The sequence below is a fragment of the Streptomyces sp. NPDC049597 genome, from assembly GCF_040675505.1.
In the GTDB taxonomy this organism is placed as follows: domain Bacteria; phylum Actinomycetota; class Actinomycetes; order Streptomycetales; family Streptomycetaceae; genus Streptomyces.
Genome location: NZ_JBFAOY010000014.1, coordinates 130002 through 145536, shown reverse-complemented (window position 1 = coordinate 145536; position 15535 = coordinate 130002). Strand labels below are relative to the sequence as shown.

The window sequence follows — 15535 nt, the reverse complement described above, 5'->3', positions numbered from 1 at the left end:
CGCCTGGTGCAGCGGACGGACGCGGTGCCCGCCCACCCCTCCTCAACCAGGAGCGGCCACCCTCAACTGATGAAGACTTAAGGGGTCAACCACAATGGCAGCGGAGATCGTCAATCCTCGCAGCGACAACGCCGGCACGGAGAGTTCCGACGAGCCCTTCGATCCGGCTTTCGCGCTGCACCGCGGCGGCAAGATGGCCGTCCAGGCCACCGTGCCGGTGCGGAACAAGGACGACCTGTCCCTCGCGTACACACCTGGTGTCGCCAAGGTGTGCACGGCTATCGCCGAGAAGCCCGAGCTCGTTCACGACTACACCTGGAAGTCCCAGGTCGTCGCCGTCGTGACGGACGGGACCGCGGTGCTCGGCCTCGGCGACATCGGCCCGGAGGCGTCCCTCCCGGTCATGGAGGGCAAAGCGATCCTCTTCAAGCAGTTCGGCGGCGTGGACGCGGTTCCGATCGCCCTCGCCACCACGGACACGGACGAGATCGTCGAGACCGTCGTGCGCCTCGCGCCGTCCTTCGGCGGAGTCAATCTGGAGGACATCTCGGCGCCGCGGTGCTTCGAGATCGAGCGCAAGCTCCAGGAGCGCCTCGACATCCCCGTCTTCCACGACGACCAGCACGGCACCGCGGTGGTCACCCTCGCGGCCCTGCGCAACGCGGCCAAGCTGACCGGCCGCGGGCTCGGCGACCTGCGCGCGGTCATCTCGGGCGCCGGCGCCGCCGGTGTGGCCATCGCGAAGTTCCTGCTCGAGGCGGGGCTCGGGGACGTGGCGGTCGCCGACCGCAAGGGCATCGTCAGCCGTGACCGCGAGGACCTGACCCCGGTCAAGCGCGAGCTCGCCGAGCTCACCAACCGGGCGGGCCTGTCGGGCTCCCTGGAGACCGCGCTCGCCGGCGCGGACGTCTTCATCGGCGTCTCGGGCGGCACGGTGCCGGAGGAAGCGGTCGCGTCGATGGCTCCGAACGCGTTCGTGTTCGCCATGGCCAACCCCAACCCGGAGGTCCACCCGGACGTCGCGCACAAGTACGCGGCGGTCGTGGCCACCGGCCGTTCGGACTACCCGAACCAGATCAACAACGTCCTCGCGTTCCCGGGCATCTTCGCGGGCGCGCTCCAGGTGCGGGCCTCCCGCATCACCGAGGGCATGAAGATCGCCGCGGCGAACGCGCTGGCGGACGTGGTCGGTGACGACCTGTCGGCCGACTACGTGATCCCGTCCCCGTTCGACGAGCGGGTCGCCCCCGCGGTCACCGCGGCGGTCGCCGCCGCCGCGCGCGCGGAGGGTGTCGCCCGGCGCTGACGCGCCGCGACGGGCCGCGGTCACCCCGTGCGGGGGTGGGCCGCGGCCCGTCGCGCATGTCCGGGGGCTGGGCCGAACGGGTGGTGCGGGGCACCTTCCACGCGCGTGAGGCACAGGGGCGAGTGAGCCGAAGGGGCGCGGCGCCGTCGAAAGTAAGAACGCGCGGAGGCTGCGAGTGGGGGTACCTCCCAGCGGTAGCTGGGGGAGAGCAGTCGAGCACGATCGACTGTCGACGGGGTCTTGGGCGCCCCGGAGGAGAACCGAGCCGTGAAGAAAGCAAGGCGCGTCACACCGATGTGTGGTTCCGCCATGCACCGGGCCGTCCTAGTCTCAAGGTCATGTTCGCCGCCTACGCCGCCCGCATCGACCGCGACCAGCCGCTGAACGGACTCGAACTGGGCGAGCGCCCCGCTCCCGAGGCCCGTCCCGGCTGGACGACCGTGAACGTCAAGGCCGCCTCCCTCAACCACCACGACCTGTGGTCGCTGCGCGGAGTGGGCCTCGGCGAGGACAAGCTGCCGATGATCCTCGGCTGCGACGCCGCAGGAGTCGACGAGGACGGCAACGAGGTGGTCCTCCACTCCGTCATCGGCCAGAGCGGCCACGGCGTCGGCCCCGACGAGCCCCGCTCCATCCTCACCGAGCGCTACCAGGGCACCTTCGCCGAGCAGGTCACCGTGCCGTCCTGGAACGTGCTGCCCAAGCCGAGGGAGCTCAGCTTCGAGGAGGCCGCGTGCCTGCCGACCGCCTGGCTGACCGCGTACCGGATGCTGTTCACCAACGCGGGCGTCCGGCCGGGTGACTCCGTCCTCGTGCAGGGCGCGGGTGGTGGCGTCGCCACCGCCGCCATCGTGCTCGGCAAGGCGGCCGGACTGCGGGTGTACGCCACCAGCCGGGACGAGGCCAAGCGCAAGCGGGCGGTCGAGCTGGGCGCCGAGGAGGCGTACGAGCCGGGCGCGCGGCTGCCCCGGCGCGTGGACGCCGTCATCGAGACCGTCGGCGCCGCCACCTGGTCCCACTCGGTCAAGTCGCTGCGGCCCGGCGGCACGCTGGTGATCTCGGGTGCGACGAGCGGCGACCGGCCCTCGCACGCCGAGCTGACCCGCATCTTCTTCCTGGAGCTCAAGGTCGTGGGCTCGACGATGGGCTCCAAGGACGAGCTGGAGGACCTGCTGTCGTTCTGCGCGGCGACCGGCGTCCGGCCGGTGATCGACCAGGTGCTGCCGCTCGACCGGGCCCGGGAGGGGTTCGAGAAGCTGGCCTCCGGCGACCTGTTCGGAAAGATCGTCCTCACCAATCCGTGACGGACTCTTGATGGACCGTCAGTTCTGCTGATGGGATCTCCGGCACTGCCGACCGACCGTGCCGGAGGTCCCATGCACCGCCGTCTGCTCGTCGCCCTCGTCTGCGCCGCCGTCCTGTCCACGTCAGCCGCTCACGCCAGGAGCGGGGACAGCCCGGTCGCACCACTCCCGGACATCCCCCGCCTCACGGACGACCGGGGCCGCGTCCTGACCCTGCGCGGCTGGAACGTCGAGGACAAGACCCACCGCGGCGAGGCCGCCCTGTCCGCGATCACCGAGCGCCACTTCCGCGACCTGCGTGCCCAGGGCTTCGGCTTCGCCCGCCTGCTCGTCTTCTGGGACGACCTGGAGCCCGAGCGGGGCCGCTACAGCGAGGCGTACCTCCGCAGGATCGAGCGCGTCCTCGGCTGGGCGCACAAGCACCGGATCCAGGTCCTGATCGACGCCCACCAGGACGTCTTCGGACCCGCGTTCGGGCACCGCGGCATCCCCGAGTGGGCGACGAGGACCGACGGTCTGCCGTTCACCCCGCACCCCGACGACTGGTTCGCCGAGTACTTCGAACCGGCCGTGCAGCGCGCGTTCACCCACCTCTACGAGGACCCGGACCTGCGGCGCGCCCAGGCGGACATGTGGCGGGTGCTCGCCGGGCGTCTCGCGGACCACCCGGCCGTCGTCGGCTACGACCTGATCAACGAACCCATGGGCGAGATCGCGCAGGGCGAGGACCTTCCGGCGGCCGCCCGCCGTATCGAGCGCGAACAGCTCACCCCCCTGTACAACCGCCTCGCGGACGCCGTCCGTTCCGTCGACCACGACACCTGGGTCTTCTTCGAGCCGACCCCCATCGTGGGGGAGGGCGTCCCCACCGGCCTCGGCCGGATCGACGACCCCAAGGCCGTCTACGCACCCCACTTCTACAACACGGCGATGGAGGCGGGCGCCGACTACGACCCGTCGGCCGGCTGGATCGAGGCGTACGAGTCGGCCGTGACCGTCTACCCGCGGCAGTACCGCGTCCCGGTCGTCGTGGGCGAGTGGGGCCCGCTCAACAACGCGCTGCCGAACATGGGCCGTTTCTACCGCGACGCCCTGCGGTCCCTGAACCGCTACGGCTCCGGCTGGGCGGGCTACGTCTGGTGCTACGGCGGCGGGTACTGCGCCGTCGACGCCGAGGGGCGGTTCCGCACCAACAAGGAGCAGACCGCGGCCCCGTACGCCCCCGCGGTCGCCGGCCGGATCACCGCCGAGGCGTTCGAGCCGGACACCGCGGCCTACCGGCTCGTGTACCGGGCCGGGGGCGGTGTCACCGAGATCTCCGTGCCGCCCCGGCCCGGCGGCTGGCGCGTCGAGCTGACCGGACCCGCCCGGACCGCCACGCCGGTGCTGCCCGCGGACCGCGCGGCGACCGCAAGGGTGCACGCTCGGCCCGGCGCGCAGGTCACCGTTCTCGTCACTCCGAGCGCGCCACGATGAACACCCGCGCCGGTAGGGCGCGCTGGGAGACGATTGCGCATCGGCCGTGCGGGGCACGAGCCTTGACACTCACGTGATCGCGCGTGAAGGGGGAGGAGAACATGTCGACGGGGGATCAACAGAGCCGTGTCCCGGCCTATCCGGGCGTCGAGAAATTCGTGGACGCCTTCGACAAACTCGTGGTGCAGCCGCGCCGCAGCCGCACCTGCGTCCCGGTGGTGCTGCTGAGCGAACCGGGGGACGGACAGGCGGGACGCCGGATCGTCGCCGGACTGAGGTCACGGCTGCGCGGGCGCGAGGGCCGGCTCGCCCCGCACGCCTGCCTGGACGGGGCCACGGCGGACCCGGCCGCGCCGCCGCTCGACCTCTTCGAGCAGATCGCCTTCCAGCTGGACGCGACGATGCCGCCGGGCACGGGACGGCTGCGCCTGCCGTCCTACCGGCTGCTGCGCGCCGTGGTCACCGCGCCCGCGGTCGGCGGCCTCATGGAGCGCCGCCCCGGCGAACTGCGCGACCACTGCTACGCCGAGCACCGGGAGGTCTCCGCGCTCGCCCGGGGGCTGTGGTGGCTGGGCGGCCGGGACCAGGCCAACGGCGGCACCCTGCTCGAACTGCTGTGGAACTTCGTCGCGGGGCCGCTCTTCCAGCGGCTGCCGCGCGCCCTGTACGGCAGACGGGCGGGCCGCACGATGCTGGGCAGGAGCCGGCACGGAGGCCGCCGCTGGTACGCCGAGTGGGTGCGCCAGCAGCAGGGCACGCCGCCCACCGACTTCTTCCGCTCGGCCCTCGACCTGGTGGGCGGCGGTCCGGACGGCGACCCCGAGCAGCTCGACCGGATCCTGGTCCACGCTCTGCTCGCCGACCTCGAAGGCGCGGCCCGCAAGCGGATGTTCAACCCCTGGCGGCGCCGGCGCGTCAGCCGCTTCGTGCTCCTGGTGGAGGAGGCGGGCCCCGCCGAGTCACGCGTCCAGCGCTTTCTGCGCGAACTGCGCTCCGCCATGGAGGACCTGCGCTGCACCTCCGTCGTCGCCGTCGCCGCGGGCGTGCGCACGCTCGCCAGCCGGATCCCCGACATCGAGGTACCCGGCCTGTCCGCCGCCGGCGCCGACCTGGCCAACATCGCCCAGCGCGGCACTCCGCCGGGGCGGCCCTCCGGAATGGTGGTGCCGGTCTCCGAAGGGCCCGCGGACGACCAGGCCGCGACGTACTGGCTGGGCCGCTGGCCCACTCTCGCCCCGCCCGCGACGCGCTGGGGTCCCGGCACCGACGTGGCCGTGGCCGCGACCGCGGGCGTGCTCGCCCTCGCGGTCGTCGGCGGCCTGGTCGCCGGGGTCCCCTTCACCAGGATGGGCCCCGACCCGTGCCTCGGCTCCACGTTCCTCGGCACGGACGGGCAGTGCGTCGGCGTCGCGGAAGGCGCGGCGTCGTTCGGCACGGGGGACAGCGAGCGGGCGGTACGGGACGTCCTGCAGCGCATCGAGCGGCAGAACAAGGAGGTCGAGAAGGAACTCGCGGGCCGGGACGCCGGCGACCCGCGGCCGGACGCCCGCACCGTCGTCTACTTCGGCCCGCTCAGCGGCGGCAAGGACGCGGAGGACCCCGTCCGCGGCGGCACCCTCGCCGAACTGCGGGGTCTCGCCCTCGCCCAGGCGTACGCGAACGCACAGGCACTGCGCTCCGGGGAGCGCGTCCCGCTGCGCGTCCTCGCCGCGAACGCCGGCGACCGCTTCAAGGACGCCCCGGCCGTCGCCCACCGGATCGTCGAACTCGCCGACAAGGACAGCTCGATCGTCGGCGTCGTCGGCTTCGGCCAGAGCCGCCGCCGTACGTACGAGGCGATGCGCATCTTCGACGAGGCCGGCCTGCCGATGGTCGGTACCTCGGGCACCGCCGACGAACTGCTGCGCCAGGGCGGGCACTACTACCAGACCGCGCCGACCGACACACGAGCCGGGCAGGTGATGGCGGCCTTCGCCGAGCACGCCCCCATGGTGGACGGGAAGCCGGCCGTGCGGGTACGGCTGATCGCCGACCCCTCGGACGCGTACAGTGCGAGCCTCGCGGCGGCGTTCCGGGCGGCGTACGACGAGGAGCGGACCGAGTCGCTCCTGTACACCCCGACGGACGCGCCCGAACCCACGCCGCTGCCCGGGTCCCCGGAGGGGACCCCGGTCGCGGCGGTGGAGGATCTGGCACGCGAGGTGTGCCGGGCGGTGGCCGAGGAGCCGCGTACGGCCGTGGTGTGGGCCGGGAGGGGCAGCCAGTTCCAGCTCTTCCTCGGCGAGTTGAGCCGCGACGCGCGCGACTGCCCGAAGGTGAGCGTCCTCGGCGGCGACGACGTCACCAACGCCCTCACGGAGGAGCGGCGCCCCTGGGAGGTCTTCGCCGGACTGACCCTCTTCTACGTCTCGCACGGCCGCGCGCCGGCGCTCGCCGAGGTCAGCGGCGAGGCGGCGGCCTTCCTCACCGCGTACGACCGCACGTACGCCGAGGATCACAGCACCCGTACCGGCGCCATGCGGCAGGACGCCCATGTGGCGCTCGCCTGGGACGCGATGCGCTACCTCGCGGAGGGCGTCGACCAGGCGTGGCGGGGCACCGGCGGCCACGACGAGCGCCTCGACCGCAGGCTGCTCCAGGCGGTGCTCTACCAGGGGCTCGGCGGCGGGGGCTTCGACGGCGCCACCGGGCGGATCGACGCGCACGGGGCGGCGGGCGGCGGCCGGGTCAGCGAGAAGAAGCTCATAGCGGTCGAGCGGGGCGGCCCGAAGGGGGCGCAGACGGTGCTGCTGTGCGGGACGGTCGGGCGCGGTGACGTCCGCCGGACCTGGGGACCGGAGCAGCACTCCTGCCCGTGAACGCATGAGGGGCCGGACGACCTCCGGCCCCTCCCGCGGCGCTACTCCTTGGGGCCGCGCAGCAGGGCCACGATGTGCGCGGCCGCCGTCGACAGGTGCCGACGGGCCTCGCCCAGCTGCTCCTGTGTCACGCCGTGGTCGCGCGCCGCGTCCCGCACGTCGTCCCTGAAGCGGTCCAGGAGCCGTTCGAGATCACGTGCCGGGTCGGCCGAACCCTCCACGTCCACGGCGTCCTTCGCCCACTGGGGGTCGGTGCCGGCCGCGTCCGGCTTCACATACGGCGGCCAGGCGGTGCTCCGCGCCAGACCGCCGAGCCGGCCGGCCAGCTCCGACAGGCCCTCGCGCACCCCGGTCGGCCAGTCGCCCCGCGCGAAGTGGTCCTGGACCTGTTCCTGCACCTGCTGGGCGATGCGCTGCATCTCCGCGCGGGCGGTGTCGGCCGCCTCCTGCGCCTGGCGGCGAGCCTGCTTGGCGTCCTCGCGCGCCCGCCGCGACTCGTCCTTGGCGCGCTGCGCCTGCTCCTGCCACTCCTGTCTGGCACGGCGCATTTCCTCCTTCGCCGCCCGCCAGGATTCGTTGTCGGCGAAGTCCCCTCCGCCGCGCGGGCCCGCCGGCTGCCGGCGGTTCTCGCTGGCTGCGGCCCGCATCTCGCTGCGCAGCCTGCCCGCCGCGCCGCGCACGTCGTCGCGGATCTCCGCGGCGAGTTCGGAGACGGAATCGCGGATCTCCAGCTCCAGGTCGGCCAGTTCCCCGCTGCGCCCGGCGAGCTCGGCGCGGCCGGCGTCGGTGATCGAGTACACCTTGCGGCCGCCCTCGGTGGCGTGCGTGACCAGGCCCTCGGCCTCCAGCTTGGCCAGCCGCGGGTACACGGTGCCGGCGCTCGGCGCGTACAGGCCGTGGAAACGCTCCTCCAGGAGGCGGATGACCTCGTAGCCGTGGCGCGGAGCCTCGTCCAGCAGCTTCAGCAGGTAGAGCCGCAGGCGGCCGTGGGCGAATACGGGGGGCATGTCAGAGAACCTTCCCGGTCGGGGCGTCGGCGTACGCCTCGTCCTCCTCGGCCGGTGGCCTGCGCAGCAGCGCGATCGAACCGGAGACAGTGGTGGCCTTGAGTCTGCCGGTGCCCGCGCCCAGGGTGCCGGTGATCTGCTTCGCGCCCCACTGGCCCGCGACACGCAGGTCCTCGAAGGCGTTGGAGACGGCGCCGCTCGCGGTGTTCGCCTCGACCCGTGCGTCGGCGGGGTGGGGCAGCCGGATGGCCACCTCACCCGAGACCGTGGTCAGCGCGATGTCGGTCGGGCCGCCGGCCGTGTCGATGTCGACGACCATGTCGCCGCTGACGGAGTCGGCCCGCACCGAGCGGCCGGATCCCGCTATCACGGTGAGGTCGCCGGAGACGGAGTGGTAGCGCAGGTCGCCGCTGAGCGCCTGGGCCTCGAGGTTGCCGGAGACGGTGTCGGCGCGCACGGCACCGGAGAGCCCGACGAGGGTGGTGTCACCGGTGACGCCGCGCACCACGGCGGAGCCCCGGACGCCGGAGACGACCGCGTGCGCACCGACGACGCCGACCTCGACGGCGGCCTCGGCGGGAACGGCGAGGGAGACCACCGCGCTGCGGTGCCGGCCCTTGCGGTCGAGCCACTGGAGGAAGCCCTTCCAGGGCAGGTCCGGGTAGGCGACGGTGAGCGTGGCCCCGTTGCGGGTGACGACGAGCGGGGGGCCCTCGACCTCCGAGACCTCCAGCCGGGTGGAACCTTCGTCGGTCCCGACGACGTTGACGGTTCCGTTGACGATCCGCACGTTGACCGTCGTGACCGGGTCGTCGAAGGCCAGCTTCGTCGGCTCGGCTACGTCCCATGTCGTCTCTGCCATGGCGATGACCTCCCGGGGCCGGGGCGCGACACAACATATCGCGTCTCCTGCTGGACACGATATATCGCGGTTTCGGGATGTCAAGGCCGTCATCGCGTAAGAGGCCGCGTCCATGTCCCGCCGCAGGGGAGGGGGCTCCTCCCGGGCACTCTGCGAGGAGAGGGCGTAGGAGGCTACGGGGATGACGTGTCGCGCCCTGCTTCTGCGGCAGCTGCGCGCCGCGGTACGGCCCCCGGGCGGCCGGGGCACTCGCCTGGGACGAGCCGCGGTCACGGGCCCTCTATCAGGAGGCCGCCGGACGTCACCGCCGTACGCGCGCCGGCGCAGCGGGCGCACGGCAGCGCGGGCGGTAGCCCACCCATTGGGGGGGCGCTCATTCGTCGAGGTGGCGGCTACTCGTCGTCGTCCTCGTCGTCCAGACGGGCCAGCCACGTCGCGAGGCGTTCGACCGGGACCTCGAAGTCCGGGTTGAGGTCCACGAACGTGCGCAGCTGCTCGGCCAGCCACTCGAACGTGACCTCCTCCTCGCCGCGCCGCTTCTCCAGTTCCTCGATGCCGCGGTCGGTGAAGTACAAGACATGCTCCTGGTGGGGACGGGTGTTCCGGCTCCAGGGTATGGCGTCGCCGACGCGGCCGGACATCGGCCGTGCGCAAACTGGGCGCCATGCCCGGAAGGGCGCTCGACGTCCTCGTGGAGCTCCACCCCCCCGAGCACGGGAACGGCCCGCCACCGATCGCGTCGGTGGCGGGCCGTTCCTTCGTGCGATGCCGGTCAGGCGTCGAAAACCTCGTTGACCAGTTGCTCCTGCTCCTGCTCGTGGCGCTTCTTCGAGCCCACGGCCGGGGACGAGGAGTGCGGCCGCGAGATACGGCGCAGGCGCTCGCCGTGCGGGATGTCCGCGCCGACCGCCAGGTCCAGGTGGTCGATCAGGTTGAGCGCGATGAACGGCCAGGCACCCTGGTTCGCCGGCTCCTCCTGGGCCCACAGGTACTTCTCGGCGTTCGGGAACTTGGCGATCTCGGCCTGCAGCTCCGCACCCGGCAGCGGGTACAGGCGCTCCAGGCGGATGATCGCCGTGTCCGTCGTGCCGCGCTTCCTGCGCTCGGCGTCGAGGTCGTAGTAGACCTTGCCGGACGTGAAGACGACCTTGCGGACCGCGGCCGGGTCGACCGAGTCGTCGCCGATCACCGGGCGGAAGCCGCCGGTGGTGAACTCCTCCGCCTTCGACGCCGCGGCCTTCAGACGCAGCATCGACTTCGGGGTGAAGACGATGAGCGGCTTGTGGTGCGGGTTGTGGACCTGCCAGCGCAGCAGGTGGAAGTAGTTCGACGGCAGGGTCGGCATCGCCACCGTCATGTTGTTCTGCGCGCACAGCTGCAGGAAGCGCTCGGGGCGCGCGGAGCTGTGGTCCGGGCCCTGGCCCTCGTAGCCGTGCGGCAGCAGCAGCGTGACGCCGGAGTGCTGGCCCCACTTCTGCTCGGCCGAGGAGATGAACTCGTCGACGACGGTCTGCGCGCCGTTGACGAAGTCACCGAACTGAGCCTCCCACATGACCAGCGCGTCCGGGCGGGCCAGCGAGTAGCCGTACTCGAAGCCCATCGCCGCGTACTCGCTGAGCAGCGAGTCGTAGACGTTGTAGCGGGCCTGGTCCTCGGACAGGTAGAGCAGCGGCGTGTAGTCCTCGCCGGTCTCCTGGTCGACCAGCACCGCGTGGCGCTGGCCGAACGTGCCGCGGCGGGTGTCCTGGCCGGACAGCCGGACCGGGGTGCCCTCCATCAGCAGCGAGCCGATGGCCAGCGTCTCGCCCATGCCCCAGTCGATCGTGCCGTCCTCGACGGAGGCGGCGCGGCGCTGCATCTGCGGCATCAGGCGCGGGTGCACCTTGATGTTGTCCGGGATGTTGACCTGGGACTCGGCGATCCGCTTGACGACCTCCTGGGAGACCGCCGTGCTCACCGCGACCGGGAACTCGGCCTGGCTGTCCGGGACGTGCACCGGGGCCGGGGCGGAGGTGGCCTCGCGGACCTCCGCGAACACCTTCTCCAGCTGGCCCTGGAAGTCCTGGAGCGCCTGCTCGGCCTCTTCCAGCGTGATGTCGCCGCGACCGATCAGCGACTCGGTGTAGAGCTTGCGCACCGAGCGCTTCTTGTCGATCAGGTTGTACATCTGCGGGTTGGTGAACTGCGGGTTGTCGCCCTCGTTGTGACCGCGGCGGCGGTAGCAGATGAGGTCGATCACGACGTCCTTGTTGAACGCCTGGCGGAACTCGAAGGCGAGCCGCGCGACGCGGACCACGGCCTCCGGGTCGTCGCCGTTCACGTGGAAGATCGGCGCCTCGATCATGCGGGCCACGTCGGTCGCGTACATCGACGAACGCGACGACTCCGGTGCGGCGGTGAAGCCGACCTGGTTGTTGATGACGATGTGGACCGTGCCGCCGGTGCGGTAGCCGCGCAGCTGCGACATGTTCAGCGTCTCGGCCACGACACCCTGGCCGGCGAAGGCGGCGTCGCCGTGCAGGGCGACGGGCAGGACGGTGAAGTCCGTGCCGCCCTTGTTGATGACGTCCTGCTTGGCGCGGGCCACACCCTCCAGGACCGGGTCGACGGCCTCCAGGTGCGAGGGGTTGGCGACCAGCGACACCTTGATCTGCTCGCCGTCGAGGCCGGTGAACGTGCCCTCGGCGCCCAGGTGGTACTTCACGTCGCCCGAGCCGTGCATCGACTTCGGGTCGAGGTTGCCCTCGAACTCCCGGAAGATCTGCGCGTACGACTTGCCGACGATGTTCGCCAGCACGTTCAGACGGCCGCGGTGGGCCATGCCGATGACGACCTCGTCGAGGCGCGACTCGGCCGCGGAGTCGATGACCGCGTCGAGCAGCGGGATGACGGACTCGCCGCCCTCCAGCGAGAACCGCTTCTGGCCGACGTACTTGGTCTGCAGGAAGGTCTCGAAGGCCTCCGCCGCGTTCAGCCGGCGCAGGATGCGCAGCTGCTCCTCGCGCTCCGGCTTGTGGTGCGGGCGCTCCACCCGGTCCTGCAGCCACTTGCGCTGCTTCGGGTCCTGGATGTGCATGAACTCGATGCCGGTGGTGCGGCAGTACGACTCACGCAGCACGCCCAGGATGTCGCGCAGCTTCATCATCGACTTGCCGGCGAACCCGCCGACCGCGAACTCACGCTCCAGGTCCCACAGGGTGAGGCCGTGCTCGGTGATGTCCAGGTCGGGGTGCTTGCGCTGGCGGTACTCCAGCGGGTCGGTGTCGGCCATGACATGGCCGCGGACCCGGTAGGAGTGGATCAGCTCGAAGACACGCGCGGCCTTGGTGACGTCGTCGTCGTGCGAGGTGTCGATGTCCTTGAGCCAGCGGACCGGCTCGTAGGGGATGCGCAGCGACTCGAAGATCTCGTCGTAGAAGTTCTCCTCGCCCAGGAGGAGGTTGGCGACGATCCGCAGGAACTCGCCCGACGCGGCGCCCTGGATGACGCGGTGGTCGTACGTGCTCGTGAGCGTCATCACCTTGGAGATGCCCAGCTTGTTCAGGGTGTCCTGCGAGGTGCCCTGGAACTCGGCGGGGTAGTCCATGGAGCCGACGCCCATGATGACCGACTGCCCGGGCATCAGACGCGGCACGGAGTGGACGGTGCCGAGGCCGCCGGGGTTGGTCAGCGAGACGGTGACGCCGGTGAAGTCGTCCATCGTCAGCTTGTTGTTGCGGGCGCGGCGGACGATGTCCTCGTAGGCCTGCCAGAACTCGAAGAAGTTGAGCGTCTCGGCCTTCTTGATGCCCGCGACGACCAGCTGGCGGTCGCCGTTGGGCTTCACCAGGTCGATGGCCAGACCGAAGTTGACGTGGTCCGGCTTGACCAGGGTGGGCTTGCCGTCCTTCTCCGCGAAGGACCAGTTCATCGACGGCATGGCCTTGATGGCCTGCACCATCGCGTAGCCGATGAGGTGCGTGAAGGAGATCTTCCCGCCGCGGGCCCGCTTGAGGTGGTTGTTGATGACGATGCGGTTGTCGAACAGCAGCTTCACCGGGACGGCGCGCACGGACGTGGCCGTGGGCAGCTCCAGAGAGGCGTTCATGTTCTTCGCGACCGCGGCGGCGGGGCCGCGCAGCGTCACGAACTCGGGACCCGCGGGCGCCTCGGTCGCCGGCGCGGCCGCGGGCTTCGCGGCGGGCGCGGCCTTCGGCGCGGGGGCCGCGGCCTTGGCCGGAGCGGCCGGAGCCGGGGCGGCCTGCGCGGGGGCGGCGGGCTGGGCCGCGGGCGCCGCCGGGGCGGCGGAGGCGGCCTGTGCGGGTGCCGCCTCCTGCGCCGCGGGCGCGCTCGCAGTCGTGGTGGGGGCCGCGGCGGCGGGCGCCGCCTTGTCCTTGTCCGCCGTGCCGGCAGCGCCCGGCTTGTAGTCGGCGAAGAAGTCCCACCAGGCGCGATCGACCGAATTCGGGTCCTGGAGGTACTGCTGGTAGATCTCGTCGACGAGCCACTCATTGGCTCCGAACGCGGCAGCAGGGTTCTGACCCTGCCCGCCTTGGTCGGTCGAGAGACTCGAGTTACTGGGGGACTGAGACGACACGGCGAGAACCGCCCTCTTCCGCTTCACAAGGTGATGGACAGCGGAAATAAAGGCTACGCCTCCCTGGCCGGGAGGTGCAGGCCGGGCGGGGCATCGTCGCGCAAGTCACACCGAAAGGCGAGTTTCGGGGTTGTAAATGGCGGGAAACAAGCGAGGTTCCGGTTCTGTGAGGGTACGCGACATCGCGGCTGCAGCCCTGTGGCCTGCAGTCTTTCCCTCGTCCCGGATGAGTCCTGCCCTCTTGCACGCAGAAGAAGCCCCTCCGGTTCGAACCCTACGTCAACCTCTCGGCGGCGGGAGACCGGGAAGGGTGACGCGGATCCGGCAGCCGCGGGCCGATTCGGCCACTCCGATGCGGCCGCCGTGCAGATCCACCGCCCACCGGGCGATCGCGAGGCCCAGCCCCGTGCCGCCGTCGCTGCCCGGCCCGTGCGGCGAGGCCACCTGGCCGCGGTTGAATCGTTCGAAGACCCGGTGGCGCTCCTGCTCCGGGATGCCGGGACCCTCGTCGACCACTTCCAGGTCCAGCGACTCCCGGCCCTGGCCGCGCCTGGCCCGTACCGTCACGCGGCCGTGCGGCGGCGAGTGCTTGACCGCGTTGTCGATGAGGTTCGCCACCACCTGGTGCAGCCGCTCCGCGTCCGCGTGCGCGGTCAGCTCCGGCGGGGAGACGTCCAGGTGCAGGTGGACGTCGGTACGGGTGTGGTGGCCGGAGCCGGAGGCGAGGCCGCGCTGGGAGGAGGCGAGATTGGCCTCCTTCAGCACGCCCGACAGATAGGGCCACACCTCGAAGCGGCGGGCCTTCAGCGGCAGCACGCCGTTGTCGAGCCGGGACAGGTCCAGCAGCGTCTCCACGAGCCGGCCGAGACGCTCGGTCTGCTTCAGCGCCGTGCGCATCGTCTCCGGGTCGGCGGCCGAGACCCCGTCGACCACGTTCTCCAGCACGGCGCGCAGCGCGGCGATCGGCGTGCGCAGCTCGTGCGAGACGTTGGCGACCAGCTCCTTGCGGTGGCGGTCCACGGCCTCCAGGTCGTCGGCCATGCGGTTGATCGTCGAGGCCAGGTCGCCCAGCTCGTCGCGGCGGTCGGCGCCCCGCACCCGGCGCGTGTAGTCCCCGTGCGAGATCCCCTTGGCGACCGTGTTCATCTCGTCCAGCGGCGCGGTCAGGCCGTGCGCCACGAACTGCGTGATCAGCAGCGTGGCGATGATCGTGAAGACGGTGATGAAGCGGATCTCGGTCTTGCTGTGGAAGGCCATCAGCATCAGACCGGTCGTGATGAAGACCGAGACCACCACGAGCGTGCTGAGCTTGGTCTTGATCGAGATCGCGATGGGGGCGGCGCCCAGCCGCCTGCGCACCCGGCCGCGGGAACGCCGGGTCATGGCGTCGGCGTCTCCAGCGCGTACCCGACGCCGTGGACCGTGCGGATGCGCTCGGCTCCGATCTTCCGGCGGAGCGCCTTGATGTGGCTGTCGACGGTACGGGTGCCGGAGGCGTCCGCCCAGTCCCACACCTCGGCGAGCAGCTGCTCCCGGGAGAGCACCGCGCGCGGGGTGTTCGCCAGGCACACCAGCAGGTCGAACTCGGTGGGCGTCAGGTGCACGTCCTCGGCCCGCACCCGCACGCGGCGCTGGGCGTGGTCGATCTCCAGCTCGCCGAGGCGCAGGATGCCGCTGCGGGGTGTGACGGCGGCCAGCGCGGCGCGCTCCACACGGCGCAGCAGCACGTGCACACGCGCGGCGAGCTCGCGCATCGAGAACGGCTTGGTCATGTAGTCGTCCGCGCCGACGCCGAGACCGACCAGCATGTCCGTCTCGTCGTCACGGGCGGTGAGCATCAGCACCGGGACCGGCCGCTGCGCCTGGACCCGGCGGCAGACCTCCAGACCGTCGAAGCCGGGCAGCATCACGTCGAGGACCATCAGGTCCGGCTGCCACGCCTCGGCCGCGTCCACGGCCGCGGGGCCGTCGAGGGCCGTCTGGACCAGGAAGCCCTCCGCCCGCAGCCGGGCGGCGATGGCGTCGACGATCGTGGCGTCGTCCTCGACGACCAGCACCCGGCGCTGGGCCCCGGGGGTGGCCGCGACCCCGTTGTGCGTGGTGTGTGTCTGCTCCATCGCCCCGCCCCTGTACCTGTTTCACCGCT

Annotated in this window: 10 protein-coding genes; 4 read left to right on the top strand and 6 right to left on the bottom strand. The window is 71.9% G+C overall.

Annotated elements, in window-relative coordinates; all coding sequences use genetic code 11:
* Window positions 1-94 precede the first annotated feature (94 nt).
* From AB0K02_RS18350 to AB0K02_RS18335, 4 genes are all read left to right on the top strand, one after another.
* Window positions 95-1306, top strand: a complete 1212-nt coding sequence (locus AB0K02_RS18350) for an NADP-dependent malic enzyme (RefSeq protein ID WP_365993477.1) — start codon at window positions 95-97, stop codon at window positions 1304-1306.
* Between the two features lie 338 nt (window positions 1307-1644).
* The gene (locus AB0K02_RS18345) at window positions 1645-2610 is read left to right on the top strand and encodes a zinc-binding dehydrogenase (protein ID WP_365993476.1); all 966 of its coding nucleotides are present in this window, start codon (window positions 1645-1647) and stop codon (window positions 2608-2610) included.
* A 72-nt stretch (window positions 2611-2682) separates the two neighbouring features.
* Window positions 2683-4086 (top strand): cellulase family glycosylhydrolase, encoded by a 1404-nt coding sequence (locus AB0K02_RS18340; protein WP_365993475.1) that lies wholly within the window; start codon window positions 2683-2685, stop codon window positions 4084-4086.
* A gap of 101 nt (window positions 4087-4187) precedes the next feature.
* Window positions 4188-6944 (top strand): ABC transporter substrate-binding protein, encoded by a 2757-nt coding sequence (locus AB0K02_RS18335; protein WP_365993474.1) that lies wholly within the window; start codon window positions 4188-4190, stop codon window positions 6942-6944.
* 41 nt (window positions 6945-6985) lie between these two features.
* On the opposite strand, the gene AB0K02_RS18330 is transcribed toward AB0K02_RS18335, so the two are convergent.
* The 6 genes from AB0K02_RS18330 to AB0K02_RS18305 form a co-directional block, all read right to left on the bottom strand.
* Entirely contained in the window at window positions 6986-7951 is a 966-nt protein-coding gene (locus AB0K02_RS18330) for a helix-turn-helix transcriptional regulator (RefSeq protein ID WP_365993473.1), read from the bottom strand.
* Between the two features lies 1 nt (window position 7952).
* Window positions 7953-8813 carry a DUF4097 family beta strand repeat-containing protein gene (locus AB0K02_RS18325; protein WP_365993472.1) on the bottom strand — a complete coding sequence of 287 codons (861 nt, stop codon included), beginning with the start codon at window positions 8811-8813 and terminating at the stop codon, window positions 7953-7955.
* 392 nt (window positions 8814-9205) lie between these two features.
* The gene (locus AB0K02_RS18320) at window positions 9206-9388 is read right to left on the bottom strand and encodes a DUF6104 family protein (protein ID WP_019075209.1); all 183 of its coding nucleotides are present in this window, start codon (window positions 9386-9388) and stop codon (window positions 9206-9208) included.
* 197 nt (window positions 9389-9585) lie between these two features.
* Window positions 9586-13389, bottom strand: a complete 3804-nt coding sequence (locus AB0K02_RS18315; protein ID WP_365993471.1) for a multifunctional oxoglutarate decarboxylase/oxoglutarate dehydrogenase thiamine pyrophosphate-binding subunit/dihydrolipoyllysine-residue succinyltransferase subunit — start codon at window positions 13387-13389, stop codon at window positions 9586-9588.
* Window positions 13390-13668: 279 nt separating this feature from the next.
* Window positions 13669-14772, bottom strand: a complete 1104-nt coding sequence (locus AB0K02_RS18310) for a HAMP domain-containing sensor histidine kinase (protein ID WP_365993470.1) — start codon at window positions 14770-14772, stop codon at window positions 13669-13671.
* Window positions 14769-15506, bottom strand: a complete 738-nt coding sequence (locus AB0K02_RS18305) for a response regulator transcription factor (RefSeq protein WP_177147533.1) — start codon at window positions 15504-15506, stop codon at window positions 14769-14771. Before AB0K02_RS18305 ends, AB0K02_RS18310 begins: the two co-directional genes overlap by 4 nt.
* Window positions 15507-15535: the final 29 nt, after the last annotated feature.